Genomic DNA, 14,308 nt, shown 5'->3' on the forward strand with positions numbered 1-14,308 from the left:
CCTTTCTGATGTGGCTGTTTCACTGTTGGATGTCGATCTGGCAGTTTGATTAGATAATGGCTGTTTTGAGAACAAAAAAATACCGGAAGAAGTCAATGAAGATTCTTCCGGTGTTTATTAAAAAGATTTATCTTTTATTGGATACCGCGTTCACGCAGTCTTTCCTGCCATTTCCAGGCAGAAGCCAATGTGTCGGCCAATGTTTCTTTTGCAGTCCAGCCCAATACTTTGTTTGCACGTTCCGGATTTGCCCAAACCTTTTCGATATCGCCTTCGCGACGACCAACGATCTTATGAGGTACTTTTACACCGGTAGCTTTTTCAAATGTATTGATCAGCTCCAGTACGGTTACACCGTTTCCTGTTCCCAGGTTGAAATATTCAACGTTAGCTTCAGTTTTACCACCCAGCATACGATCCATAGCGATTACGTGTGCTTTGGCCAGGTCGACAACATTGATATAATCGCGGATACAAGAACCGTCAGGTGTATCGTAATCGTCACCGAATACACTCAGTTCCTTACGGATACCGATAGCTGTCTGTGTCAGATACGGGATCAGGTTCTGGGGAACACCGTTGGGCAATTCGCCGATTTCTGCACTCGGATGAGCACCGATCGGGTTGAAGTAACGCAGGATGATACTCTTGAACGGAGCGTTTGCGTGAATTGTATCGCGAATGATCTCTTCGTTGATCTGTTTTGTATTACCGTAAGGAGAAGTGGCCGGTTTGATCGGTGCATCTTCTGTTACAGGCAGGTTTTCAGGATCGGGCTGTCCGTAAACGGTACAGGAAGAAGAGAATACAATTCCCTCGATATTAAATTCAGGCATCAACTCCAGCAGATTGACCAATGTAACCACGTTGTTACGGTAGTACATCAGCGGCTTTTGAACCGATTCACCGACAGCTTTGCTGGCAGCGAACAGGATGATACCGTTGATACCCGGATGAGCCTTCAGTGCTTCGCGGGTTCCTTCTTTATCTTTTAAATCCAGCTTGATGAATTCAGGACGGATACCAGTGATCTTTTCGATACCATCCAATACCTCGATATTGGAGTTCGACAGGTCGTCGATGATTACCACATCATAACCTGCATTCTGCAACTCAACTGTAGTGTGAGAGCCAATATATCCGGTTCCACCTGCTACTAAGATTTTCTTTTTCATGCTAGTCTCTATTTAGATTAAATTATACGATTCCGGAGAATCCCATAAACGCCATAGCCAGTAAACCGGCAGTTATCAGCGCAATAGGGGTACCTTTCATACCTTCGGGAACACGCGTCAAAGCCAACTGTTCTCTAATCCCTGCAAAGATAACTAAAGCTAGCGCAAATCCAATAGCTGTTGATATTGCATATACAACAGATTCCAATAAATTATACTCTTTTTGTATTACGAGGATGGCGACACCCAGGATACAGCAATTGGTGGTAATCAACGGAAGGAATACCCCAAGTGCCTGGTAAAGAGCCGGAGATACTTTTTTCAGGATGATCTCTACCATCTGAACCAATGCGGCGATAATCAGGATAAAACTGATCGTCTGCATAAAGCCTAATCCGAACTTATCCAATATATATTTCTGTACCAGGAAAGTTACGATAGTTGCAATGGTAAGCACAAATGTTACGGCTGCCCCCATACCTGCCGCAGTTTCCACTTTCTTCGATACACCGAGGAACGGGCATATACCCAGGAACTGTGCCAACACAACGTTGTTGACGAATACGGCTGCGATAAATATTAGTATATATTCCATATCTTTCGTTTTTTATATCAGGCTTTACGCAATTTATTAACAATAGCAATCAGGTAACCCAATGCGATGAAAGCACCCGGAGCCAGTACGAAGATCAGCGAACCGTATTGTTCGGGCATCAGAGTTATACTGAATAATTTACCTGTTCCCAATAATTCGCGAACGGCTCCTAGCAGGGTCAGTGCCAGAGTAAAGCCCAATCCCATACCTAATCCGTCGAGAGCAGAAGGAATCACACCGTTTTTAGCAGCAAACGCTTCCGCACGTCCCAACACGATACAGTTTACAACGATCAAGGGGATGAACAGACCGAGACTGGCATACAGAGCCGGAACGAATGCTTCCATACACATCTGTACCACCGTCACGAATGTGGCGATCACAACGATGAAAGCCGGGATACGCACCATATCAGGGATCAGGTTCTTTAAGGCTGAAATAACCATGTTTGAACAGATCAGAACGAACATGGTAGCAAGTCCCATACTCATACCGTTCAGTGCTGAGGAGGTCGTACCCAGAGTGGGACACATACCCAGCAACAATACAAATGTCGGGTTCTCTTTGATGACACCGTTCATCAATACTTTCATATTATTCATTGTCGTTTCCTCCCTCTTTAGTGTTGGTTGTTGCACCTGTTACTCCATCGGTACCGGCGAATGCGCTGTAAGCGCGGTTCACTGCGTCCAGGAATGCGCGGCTGGTGATGGTTGCTGCTGTGATCGCATCTACATCGCCACCGTCTTTGGTTACTTTCAAGCCTCCGTCTGCCAGGTTACGTCCCAGCACACTTTGTTTGTTCTTATCCGTACTGAACCATTCTTGCATCTTAGCTCCGAGACCCGGAGTTTCAGCATGCTGTAATACGGAATAGTTTAGCAGTTTGCCTGCTTTGTCGAATCCGACGATCACTCTGATCTCACCGCTGAATCCTTTCTTTGTATTGCTTTCAACGGCAGCACCTACGAATTCACCGCCTTTGGTGGCCGGATAAATCTTCAGAGAATCGCCTTCAGCAGTAACGGCCATATAGGCATCTTCCGACGGTTTGTTATCGAATTCGGGTGTAACAGCTTTGATAGCTGCTTCCAGTGCAGCCGCTTTGGAGGCGGCAATCGGGCCGGTGGTGTACATATTTACTCCGGCTAATATTGCTCCTGCCACCAAACAGATGATGGTAAGCGACAAGAGCATATTGGGTAATGTTGATTTTAATTTTGCCATGCTTATTTCCCTCCAAAATGTTTAGGTTTGATATAACTGTTGATCAGCGGGGTAAATGCATTCATAATAAGAATAGCAAACGACATACCTTCCGGATAAGAGCCAAACAGACGGATCACTGTGGTCAGGATACCGATACCGACACCGTACACCAGCATTCCGTTCTTGCTCATCGGAGAAGTCACATAGTCAGTCGCCATAAAAATAGCTCCCAACATCAGACCTCCGGACAACAGGTGAACGAACGGACTCGCATATTGAACCGGGTTGACCAGATGCATGATACCTGTAAATACAAATACCGTCACCAGGATGGATACCGGAATCTGCCAGGTAATAATTTTCTTCCATAACATATAACCCAGTCCCAGGAGCAATGCCAGCGCACTTACTTCACCGAGACTACCGCCCATCTTACCGCATAACATATCGACCAATGTCGGCAATTTGTCGAGTGCCCCTTCGTTCATCAGTGAAAGAACGGTTGCACCCGTTGTCGCGTCGGTATAAGCTGTCAGCTGTCCTACTTCCGGCCAGGTTGTCATCTGTGCCGGGAAAGAGATCAACAGGAATACACGTCCGACAAGCGCCGGGTTGAAAATGTTGTTACCCAGTCCGCCGAACGACATTTTACCGATACCGATAGCTGCCAGCGCACCGATCAGGATGATCCATACAGGCAGGTTCGACGGCAGGTTGAATGCCAGCAGGACACCGGTCAGGATGGCTGAACCGTCGCATACGGTCGGTTCCTTTTTCATCAGGAACTTTTGGATCAGATATTCAAAGAGGACACAAGCAGCGACCGATGTTGCAGTAACGATCAGTGCACCCAGTCCGAAAAAGTAGAGGGATACCAGGAAAGCCGGAACAAGGGCAATCAGTACACCATACATATTCTTGCTTATGCTGTCACCACCGTGGATATGGGGCGACGGAGATACTATTAAATTATTTTCCATATTGCTCTGTTTTTATGACTTTCGTGCCCGCATGATTCCCATTACTTTTCCTTTACCTGAACGGATATAATCCAGCAACGGACGGTTGGCCGGGCAAGTATAACTACAAGAACCGCATTCGATGCAGTCGGTGATATGATTCTTTTCTGCCAGATCCCATTCTGTAAACTCTGTAGCATTCATCAGCAGGGTAGGGTTGAGGCCCATCGGACAAACACTGACGCATTTGGCACAACGGATACAATCGCGCATCGGTTTACGTTCAGATTCTTTTTTTGTCATCAGCAATACGCCGGAGCTACCTTTGGTAACCGGCACTTCCGGACTGATCAGGGCTTTACCCATCATCGGACCTCCGCCGATTATTTTACCGGTATCTTCAGGAATACCGCCTGCAGCTTCGATCAATGCACTGATCGGCGTACCCATGCGAACCAGGAAGTTAGACGGATTGGCAACTGCTTTACCCGTTACGGTAACGACACGTTCGAACAACGGTTTGTTTTTCATCACCGCTTCATATACTGCATAAGCCGTACCTACGTTCTGTACAACAGCTCCGGCAGAGATTGGCAGTGCACCGCTCTTTACCTGGCGACGGATCACAGCGTCGATCAGCTGTTTTTCACCCCCTTGAGGATATTGTACCTTCAGCGGCATGATTTCAATGCCTTTATATCCTGCTGCCAGTTTCTGCATAAGGGCAATGGCATCCGGTTTGTTGTTTTCAATGCCGATCACCGCTTTTGTTACGTTGACGGCTTTCATCAGCAAAGTAACGCCGACCAGAATCTGTTCTGTCTTTTCCATCATCAGCGAATGGTCGGAAGTCAGATACGGCTCACATTCTACGGCATTGATAATAATGATCTCTGCTTTGCTTCCGGGAGGAGGCATCAGTTTTACCTGGGTAGGGAAAGTTGCACCGCCCAGACCTACGATACCGGCAGCCGCGATCTTGTCTACGATTTCCTTGGAAGGAAGCGGGCATTCTTTTACGAGTGTTTCGCTGCGGTCGATGGATTCTTCCCATTCGTCGCCTTCCACATCAATATAGATAGCGGGGCGTTTGTATCCGCTTGCGTCGAGGGCGTTATCTATCTTGTTTACTTTACCGGATACCGACGAATGGATATTCGCCGATACAAAACCTCCGGCTTTGGCGAGAAGTGTACCGACTTTAACCGGATCGCCCTTCTTGACCACAGCCTGGGCCGGAGCCCCGATATGCTGGCTTAGCGGTATAATGACCTGCTTGGGTATAGCCAGTCCGGTGATTTTCTTCCCGGCAGACAATTTATTTTCGGGTGGATGTATACCTCCGATTCGAAATGTCCTTAGCATACTATTAGATTTTTATTTTTGAATTGTTTCTTCTGTTGTTTTTGTTTCAGGCGCTGTGGCTGCTTTTGCAGTCGGTTCAGCTTTAGTTGCAGCTTCTGCTTTCGGAGTTGTTTCGGCAGTTTTCGGAGCCGGTGTTGCTTTCGGGGCAACAGGCTTTACTTTGTCGGCGTCCACGGCAGGGGCAGCTTCTTTACGGGGCGGGAAATTCAGTTCATGGATCGCTCCGGTCGGACATACGGCTACACATTTGCGGCACAAGCGGCATTTGCGGTAGTCGATATAAGCCACATTGTTCTCAAGCGTGATGGCTTCGAACGGACATTCCTTCACACATTTACCGCAACCGATACAAGCATTGGAACAAGCCTTGCGAGCTGCTGCTCCCTTGTCTTTATTCACACAGCTAACGAAGATACGGCGTGATTTCGGTCCCTTCTTACGTAGTTCGATAATGTTTTTCGGACAGGCTTTCACGCAGGCACCGCATGATGTACATTTGTCATCGTCTACCTCGGGCAGTCCTGTTTCCGGATTGATGTGGATGGCATCGAAAGTACAGGCGTTTACGCAATCGCCATAACCGAGACAACCGAATGTACAGTTCGTTTCTCCTCCATATAAAGAGGAAGCGATGGCACAGCTCTGTACACCATCGTAACGGTTTGTACGCGGACGGGCCTGGCAAGTTCCGTTGCAACGCACTACTGCTACCATCGGCTCTGCGCTGGCAGCTTCCATACCGAGGATTGAAGCAACTTTACCCATCGTTTCGGCTCCGCCTACAGGACAAAGCAGTCCTTCCAGTGAATCGGCTTTTACGCAGGCTGCAGCAAAACCACCGCATCCGGGGTATCCGCAACCTCCGCAATTGGCTCCGGGCAATGCTTCCTGAACCTCTGCGATGCGGGGATCTTCGTATACTTCAAACTTCTTGGAGGCGGCGTAGAGAAATACTGCACCGATGGCTCCAATGGCTCCTAATGAAATAACGGCAATTAAAATCATGATATTTGATCAATTAAGTTTTTTCAAGGTAAATATGAATTTTCTTTTTAGTTTTTCGCGTAAAAAGTATAGTATGCAGTAGTAGGGAACTAATAGTAATAGACCGGTTAACCCGCTGGTTGTTTCGTCCCATTGCAAATAATTTCCTGCTACAATGGCCGCGACTACAATGATCAACGGAAGAACAAAGGCCAGTAACACAGCCTGTAGTCCGAGCGAACTCTGACCGCATAGTGTAACCTCCTCGTTTATGTGGAATCTGTCGGAGTTGGGATCGTTCACTTCAATGACCTTCTCTTTCTGGTCGGATGCGCTGCACATACCTTTTGCGTGGCAACCGGAACAGGCCGATTGTTGAATGATCCTGACAAAGATCGTATCGCCTTCGATCTTTTCGATTCTACCGTTGTGATTGATACTTTCGCTCATGTTTGTAATCTCGACATTGCAAAACCAGGGCAAAAGTAAGGATTATTTGGAAATAAAGTCAACAATCAAACTTTATTTTTGGCTTTAATCTTTAATATTTCTTACCATCTGTAACTGAAGCCGAATGTGAGTGCTTCATTTAATTGAAGATAAGTGTCTTTCAGATCGATATTTTTGTTACCGGCATCGTCATATCTCATGTTTATAGTGATCTGTGTTGAGAAGAAACGACTGATTGCCATTTCTAATCGGTTTTCGAATATCCAGAAAATACGTTGGTAACTTGTGTCGTATTCAAAACGCGATGTCCAAATGGTATTTCTGTTGAATTGCCACTTCAGGTTTGCTTTGACATTGGAACCGAAGTAAGTTTGATGATTTCGGATTCTACCTTCGTCGTCAACCTTGCTTCCGTCGAAACCATGACGTCCAAAATCAAATCTTTCTTTGTACCGCGAATAACGGTAAGTCATAGATAATGGCGCAATGTTTATATCGAAATGTATTTTCCTATATTTATTTCCACTCAATTGTTTGTCGAGGTCGTATTTCATACCGATACCAATTGTAACACTTAAAGGTGCTAGAAAGCCGGAAAGTCTTGTTATCGTATCATTTGCGTTGTAACTATCAAATATTTTACTATTGGCACTTAAGTCAAAAGAATAGTACCATTTACGATAAGCCTGATAACCAAAGTTACTGTGTATACGAATATCGTTATCTGTAATACTGACACTTCTCACAGTGTCTTTCGGCGCGTTGTTAGCTGATATTTTCAACTCTAATTCATTAGTTAATTTGATCTTATCTTTATTGTAATCATATTTGAAATAATTACGTGTATTTAGATTGATATTTGTATGCTGATTACCGTCATGCCAGTTTGGTGAAAAATAGGCTTGTGCAAATTGTATGGAACTTTCAAAATTAGAGGTCCAATAACGTCTTTCCGGAATGAATTTTACCGGAGCATCCACATCGCTGAAGTCTGCTTCACTTTCTACTTTGATCATATCTGGTTGGTAAGTCGGTTTTGCAATAACTTCGGCTATCACTTTATCCTGAGGTAAATCTCTCATTGAATACCGGAAGTAGCTTGGGAAATTTGTTTCTACATATTTATATGCTTTATTTTGGATCTCTCTCCTTAGCCTCTCTTCTTTGAATAAACTATCCGGAGTAAAAGGAAGCGGAATTTCGACTCTGGTTTTCCAAGCATCTTTGTCGTAGTAAGAAAGATCATCCGGTAGAAGTTTTCCCTTAAATATGATAGGAAGGAATAGCGGATTTACTATGATCGTATCCTGGAATGTTACACTGCTGTCGAATATGGTGGAAGCATCACGTACTAAGTGTGCCCAATACATTGCTTCATCAGACAGTTCTACTTCATCTTTCTTTAGAAAACGAAGTAGGTTCTCATTGGGAGTGGCCGGTGTGGAATATAACTGGTTCTGTTTTTCGAATTGTGCTCTCAAGCTTATAATGTTATCCAGGTCCGAATCTTCTATATCAACTACTGGTATCGTGTCAGTGACATTGTTTTGTTCAGTATCTTGGTTATTAGTTCCACTAATAACTATCTCCTCCTGTGCATTTGCCAGGTTTGCCAGTAATGAAAGTATAGAAAACAGAATGAAGTATCTCTTGATAACCATAATACCTTTTAATTTACAATCTTTAGTATCTACGATGCGAAATTAGATAAAAAGTATGAGATGTGCTAATCTTTTACATGATATAACAATCTTAACTTATCTGTTTTTACAACGGGTAGTTAAACAAAATGTTATATAAGTCAGAACTTTATACAGCAGATGCCATTCCACTAAGTTTTTCATGCCGACCGGTTAACCGGCGTATTACCGGAAACTATTGTCTCTTATATATACAACTAAGCATAAGGTGTACTACTTATCGGGTGTAACCTGTACTACATATATATAATAAGGTGTACAGGTTATCATAGATATGTCCTACTACTTATAAATAGTTAGCTGTAATCCTGCTGTTAGTTTTACGGGATGTGAAAAATAGTTTCCGGGCATGCCATATGTACCGGATGCCTATGCGGTTGTTTGTATTAAATTAAGGTTGAAAAAACTTCCATACCCTTGTCGTCTGAATGAAAATAACTAACTTTGCAGTTTTGAAATGCGAGTGAGCAATTAAAAGACAATTAAAATATTACTATCGTGGCAGATACAAAGTACATCTTCGTTACGGGCGGCGTAGTCTCTTCTTTAGGTAAGGGAATTATTGCTGCATCATTGGGTAAACTCCTTCAGGCGAGAGGCTACAAGGTTACTATCCAAAAGTTTGACCCCTACATTAATATCGATCCGGGAACATTGAACCCTTATGAGCACGGTGAATGTTATGTAACCGTAGACGGACATGAAGCGGACCTGGACCTGGGACACTACGAACGTTTCCTGAATGTTCCGACCACACGGTCGAACAATATTACTACAGGCCGTATTTATCAGAGTGTAATAAATAAAGAACGTAAAGGCGATTACCTGGGTAAAACAGTGCAGGTAGTTCCTCATATTACCGATGAGATCAAACGGAATGTGAAACTGTTGGGTTCGAAGTACAAGTTTGACTTTGTGATCACAGAGATCGGTGGAACCGTAGGTGATATCGAATCGTTGCCGTTCATCGAAAGTGTGCGTCAGTTAAAATGGGAGCTGGGTAAGAACTGTATGTGCGTACATCTTACTTATGTACCTTACATTGCGGCTGCCAAAGAATTTAAAACAAAGCCGACACAGCATTCGGTTAAGCAATTGCAGGAGCTGGGTATCCAGCCGGATGTATTGGTTTTGAGAACCGAACATCTGTTGAGCAACGATATTACACGCAAGGTCGCTTTATTCTGTAATGTTGATGCGGATGCCGTTGTACAGTCGGTCGATGTTCCGACTATTTACGAAGTTCCGCTGGTATTGCAGCGTCAGAATATGGATGTTACTATCTTGAAAAAGATGGGACTGGAAGTAGGACCGACTCCGGAAATGAAACCCTGGAAAGAGTTCCTGAAGAAAAAGACGGATGCTACTGAAACAGTAAAGATCGGATTGGTCGGTAAATACGTGGAATTGCAGGATGCTTATAAGTCGATCGACGAATCATTGTTGCAGGCCGCTATCTATAACGATCGCAAACTGGACCTGCATTTATTCCATTCAGAGAAACTGACGGAAGCCAATGCCGCTGAGCAGCTGAAAGACATGGATGGTATCCTGATTGCTCCGGGATTCGGACAGCGGGGTATCGAAGGTAAGTTTGCCGCTCTGAAATATGCCCGTGAAAACGATGTGCCTTGCATGGGTATCTGTTTGGGTATGCAGTGCATGGTGATCGAATATGCCCGCGATGTTTTGGGACTGACAGAAGCTAATTCGACTGAAATGGAACCAAATACGCCTTACAAGGTGATCGACCTGATGGAAGAACAGAAGAATGTTACCAATATGGGAGGTTCTATGCGTCTGGGAGCTTATGATTGTATTTTGGAAAAAGGTTCAAAAGCCTATGAAGCTTATGGAAAAGAACATATTCAGGAACGCCATCGTCACCGTTTTGAATTCAACAATCAGTATCGCGAGCAGTTTGAAGAAGCCGGAATGAAATGTACGGGAGAAAATCCTGAGACCGGTCTGGTGGAAGTGGTCGAGATTCCTGCTTTGAAATGGTTTGTAGGAGTTCAGTTCCATCCGGAATATAACAGTACGGTAGTTAATCCGAACCCACTTTTCGTGAGCTTTGTGAAAGCCGCTATTGATAATAAATAACAACGTTATAGATGGATAAAAACACATTAATTGGTTTTCTGCTTATTGGTATTGTTTTATTTGCATTCAGCTGGTTAAACAAACCGACGCCTGAGCAGTTGGAAGCTCAGCGCCAGTATCAGGATTCGATCGCGAAGATCGAACTGGCCAGACAGGCTGAAATGCAGCGCGAAGAAAGTAAAAGCACTGCCGATAATTCTTTTGATAATCTGCCGGACTCTGCAAGAACAGCCCGGTTGGAAAGCAGTTTCGGGGTATTTGCCGCAGCTATGACAGGAGCAGACGATGTAACTGTTCTGGAGAATGACCTGATCGAATTGCATATCAGTAATAAAGGGGGACGTATTTCGTATGCCCGCCTGAAAGATTATACCACGTATGATAATAAACCGGTTGTCCTGTTTGAAGGGAAAGAGGCATCTCTCGATTTTACCCTGGTGACAGCAACGAACCGTGTGTTGAATACGGCCGAACTGTTTTTTACTCCGGTAAAAACACAGGACCCGAACCAGTTGGTTATGCGGGTAAATGCCGGCGAAGGTAGTTCGCTGGACTTTATCTATACGATCAAGCCGGACGACTACATGGTACAGTTCGATATCAAAGGTACAGGTCTGAACGGTGTTCTGGCTCCGAGTACGACTGCTCTGGATATGGTTTGGAGACAAAAGATCCGCCAGCAGGAACAAGGTATCAAATATGAGAACAGATATACAGCCTTGTATTATAAATTCCTGGCTGACGGCGTAGAACAGTTGAGCGAAAGCAAAAGCGAAGATAAGAAAGTGTCGGGTCGTCTGAAATGGATCGCTTATAAAGATAAGTTCTTCTCGACGGTGATGATCGCTGACGAAGGTTTTGAAAGCGCTACTTTCGATTCTAAGATGGTTGAAGCCGACGGTATCGTTAAAGAGTTCAAGACAACAACGGCAGTGCCTTTCGACCTGAGAGGTAATGAAGCGACGACTTTCCGTTATTTCTTCGGGCCGAACAGTTATCCGTTGTTGAAATCGTACGACAAGGGGATCGCTTCCGACCAGCAGCTGGATTTGGAACGCCTGGTTCCGCTCGGGGCTAGTGTATTCCGCTGGGTGAACCAGTATTTCGTTATCCCGATGTTCGACTTCCTGGGCAAATATATCAAGAGTTATGGCCTGATCATCTTATTGATGACGATCATCGTTAAGTTGATTCTGTTCCCATTGACCTATAAGTCTTATATGTCATCTGCGAAAATGCGTGTACTTCGCCCGCAGGTGGAAGAGTTGAATGCAAAATATCCGGGGCAGGATAAGGCAGTGGAGCGTCAGCGTGCTACGATGGAGTTGTATAGCCGTGCCGGGGCCAGTCCGATGGCGGGTTGTATACCGATGTTGTTACAGATGCCGGTATTGATTGCGCTGTTCATGTTCTTCCCGTCGGCTATCGAGTTGCGTCACCAGAGTTTCCTTTGGGCACATGACTTGTCGACTTATGATGCGATTTTCAGCTGGAATAAATACATTCCTATTATTACTCCGTACTTCGGTAACCATATCAGCTTATTCTGTTTGTTGATGACGATTACCAACGTTATCTATACCAAGTATAATATGGAAATGACCAATACCGGACAACAGCAGATGCCGGGTATGAAGGCCATGATGTATATGATGCCGCTGATGTTCCTGGTGTTCTTCAACCAGTATGCGTCAGGTTTGACTTATTACTACTTCATCTCTACATTGATCACGATCATTCAGACGTTAGTATTCCGCTATACGATCAATGAGGATAAGTTGCTCGCCAAGCTGGAAGCAAACAAAAAGAAACCGCAGAAGAAATCAGGTTTCATGAAACGTTTGGAAGAAGCACAACGTATGCAGCAGGATCAGTTGAAGAAACAGCAGGATCAGAAAAAGAAAAGATAATAAGGTTCCCTTTAGGGAAAGATAAAAAGAAAGGCATGCCGGTCGAAAGACGCGGGCATGCCTTTTTTTATGACCGATTATTTAAATAAGTTGTATATTTTAATCAATCGCTTGAATTTGAAGTAATCTGGTGTACGTTGTATTGAAATATTCATATATTTGCATTATTGGAATATGTCAACCTATGTGGATTATGATTATGTTGACGACTTATTTTGTCGGATTAGCAAGTTCCGGTTTGAAGGGTTTGGTATTGGTCTAAAACGGTTTACTGATGAATAAGAAAGAAAGGCTTTTGCAAGAGAGCGTAGCTGGACTCTTTGCATTGTTATGTATTCTCTTTTTCCAGTTTTTTGATCCTGATCGTTTGTTTCTGAAAGAACAGATGGTAAGTATTACGAGTTTACCGGAAGTGTTGTCCGGATATTGGGGTAAACCGGCATGGCTTGCTTGTTCTTTAGCAAGGACTCTTACCTCCTTGCATGTTCCCGTCGGTGGAGGGGCTGTTCTGATAGCATTGGTATTGTTGGCGGAATGGTGGGCTTCTCTTTTCATATTAAAGAAATTTCATGTAGGGGGAATGGCTCCTTTGTATGCCTTGTTTCCGGTGATATTGGAATGGGGAACTTATTGTAGTCATTATTACCATTTGAATTCTATACTGTCCCTGATTCTGACACTCTATATATTCTGTGGCTATACGTTGATAAAGACGAAATGGCTTTCCTGGGTAGCGGGATTTGCTTTATTGTTCGTAGTCTATTCGCTGGTGGGTAGCCGGTTGTTTATTTTTGTCATTCTGGTCTTGCTGTATGAAGCGGAAATAGGAGAAAAACATTGGGTATACTGGGCTTTACTGCTGATAACAGGTATTTTACTGCCTGAATTTCTGAAAGAGTTGTATTCGCTTTCGGAGGAAGATGCATATCAGTATCCGCATGCATGGCTTCCGGCATTTTTCCCGGCTATCGTGCTGGCATGTGTATTGGTAGCTACACAGTTTGAAAAAGTCCGGCATATGAAAATCAGTATATTGTCTGTCTCCATTACTACCGGACTTTTACTGGTATTGCTGTTGGTTGCTATATCCGGTTATGCTATCGGTTGAGAAAAGCGAGTGCCTTCTCCATGTCTTCCGGGGTGTCGATGCCTATCGTTTCCTGCTGGGTAATGCCGACTTTTATCTTGTAGCCGTTTTCGAGCCATCTGAGTTGTTCCAGGCTCTCGGCAAGTTCCAGCGGTGATTGCGGCAGGTTGGTGATTTCTTTCAGTGTATCGGCCCGGTAGGCATATAAACCGATGTGTTTATAATAAGTATGGTTGGGTAACCATTCCTGATAATTTTTTCCACGCATATAAGGAATGATGGAACGGCTGAAGTACATGGCTTCGCTGTTCTTGTTGAGAACGACTTTCGGTGAGTTCGCATTGAACAGTGTTGTTTCGAAATCATCGTCCGGTCGGAAAGGTTTTACCAGCGTGGCGATCTGTGTACCGGTATCGGTAAAGCATCCTTTTAATGTTTCGATCTGTTCCGGATGGATGAAAGGTTCGTCTCCCTGGATATTGACAACGACATCATAACCATCTCCTACTTTGGCGTAGGCTTCGTAAACGCGGTCTGTACCGCTCCGGTGCTGGTCGGAAGTCATGACGACATTTCCGCCGAAAGCTTTTACGGCTGTTTCGATCCGGGTATCGTCGGTGGCGACACATACGGCATCCAGTACATCTTTTACCTGTTCATACACGCGTTGTATCATGGGTTTACCTGCCATGTCGGCCAACGGTTTTCCCGGAAAGCGGGTGGAGGCATATCTTGCCGGTATTATTCCTATAAATTTCATATCCGGTTGTT

13 protein-coding genes are annotated in these 14,308 nt (G+C 44.4%); 3 read left to right on the forward strand and 10 right to left on the reverse strand.

Annotated elements, in window-relative coordinates; translation table 11 throughout:
* Positions 1-134: 134 nt before the first annotated feature.
* The 9 genes from galE to DWW23_RS04170 form a co-directional block, all read right to left on the reverse strand.
* Entirely contained in the window at positions 135-1,175 is a 1,041-nt protein-coding gene (gene galE, locus DWW23_RS04130; protein WP_122352028.1) for a UDP-glucose 4-epimerase GalE, read from the reverse strand.
* Between the two features lie 22 nt (positions 1,176-1,197).
* Positions 1,198-1,770, reverse strand: coding sequence for an electron transport complex subunit RsxA (gene rsxA, locus DWW23_RS04135; protein WP_007657600.1), 573 nt, complete (start codon positions 1,768-1,770; stop codon positions 1,198-1,200).
* A gap of 17 nt (positions 1,771-1,787) precedes the next feature.
* Positions 1,788-2,372: an RnfABCDGE type electron transport complex subunit E gene (locus tag DWW23_RS04140; protein ID WP_122352029.1), complete on the reverse strand. Its 585-nt coding sequence runs from the start codon at positions 2,370-2,372 to the stop codon at positions 1,788-1,790.
* Complete coding sequence (locus DWW23_RS04145; protein ID WP_122352030.1) at positions 2,365-2,997, reverse strand: RnfABCDGE type electron transport complex subunit G; 633 nt, start codon at positions 2,995-2,997, stop codon at positions 2,365-2,367. The genes DWW23_RS04140 and DWW23_RS04145 overlap by 8 nt, the downstream gene beginning before the upstream one ends.
* A gap of 2 nt (positions 2,998-2,999) precedes the next feature.
* A complete protein-coding gene (locus tag DWW23_RS04150; protein WP_122352031.1) occupies positions 3,000-3,959 on the reverse strand; it encodes an RnfABCDGE type electron transport complex subunit D in 960 nt (319 codons plus the stop codon).
* Between the two features lie 12 nt (positions 3,960-3,971).
* A complete protein-coding gene (gene rsxC / locus DWW23_RS04155; protein WP_122352032.1) occupies positions 3,972-5,303 on the reverse strand; it encodes an electron transport complex subunit RsxC in 1,332 nt (443 codons plus the stop codon).
* Positions 5,304-5,315: 12 nt separating this feature from the next.
* Positions 5,316-6,308 (reverse strand): Fe-S cluster domain-containing protein, encoded by a 993-nt coding sequence (locus DWW23_RS04160; RefSeq protein WP_122352033.1) that lies wholly within the window; start codon positions 6,306-6,308, stop codon positions 5,316-5,318.
* A gap of 9 nt (positions 6,309-6,317) precedes the next feature.
* Complete coding sequence (locus tag DWW23_RS04165) at positions 6,318-6,737, reverse strand: SoxR reducing system RseC family protein (RefSeq protein ID WP_122352034.1); 420 nt, start codon at positions 6,735-6,737, stop codon at positions 6,318-6,320.
* A gap of 101 nt (positions 6,738-6,838) precedes the next feature.
* Positions 6,839-8,398: a DUF3078 domain-containing protein gene (locus DWW23_RS04170; RefSeq protein WP_122352035.1), complete on the reverse strand. Its 1,560-nt coding sequence runs from the start codon at positions 8,396-8,398 to the stop codon at positions 6,839-6,841.
* 537 nt (positions 8,399-8,935) lie between these two features.
* Here DWW23_RS04170 and DWW23_RS04175 point away from each other — a divergent pair.
* The 3 genes from DWW23_RS04175 (at position 8,936) to DWW23_RS04185 (ending at position 13,558) form a co-directional block, all read left to right on the forward strand.
* Complete coding sequence (locus DWW23_RS04175; protein ID WP_122352036.1) at positions 8,936-10,540, forward strand: CTP synthase; 1,605 nt, start codon at positions 8,936-8,938, stop codon at positions 10,538-10,540.
* An 11-nt stretch (positions 10,541-10,551) separates the two neighbouring features.
* Positions 10,552-12,450, forward strand: coding sequence for a membrane protein insertase YidC (gene yidC / locus DWW23_RS04180; RefSeq protein WP_122352037.1), 1,899 nt, complete (start codon positions 10,552-10,554; stop codon positions 12,448-12,450).
* A 274-nt stretch (positions 12,451-12,724) separates the two neighbouring features.
* Positions 12,725-13,558 (forward strand): DUF6057 family protein, encoded by an 834-nt coding sequence (locus DWW23_RS04185; protein ID WP_122352038.1) that lies wholly within the window; start codon positions 12,725-12,727, stop codon positions 13,556-13,558.
* Here the strand turns inward: DWW23_RS04185 and kdsB are convergent.
* A complete protein-coding gene (kdsB, locus tag DWW23_RS04190; RefSeq protein WP_122352039.1) occupies positions 13,548-14,297 on the reverse strand; it encodes a 3-deoxy-manno-octulosonate cytidylyltransferase in 750 nt (249 codons plus the stop codon). The genes DWW23_RS04185 and kdsB overlap by 11 nt on opposite strands.
* Positions 14,298-14,308 lie beyond the last annotated feature (11 nt).

It is taken from the genome of Parabacteroides sp. AF14-59 (assembly GCF_003479515.1).
Taxonomy (GTDB): domain Bacteria; phylum Bacteroidota; class Bacteroidia; order Bacteroidales; family Tannerellaceae; genus Parabacteroides; species Parabacteroides faecis.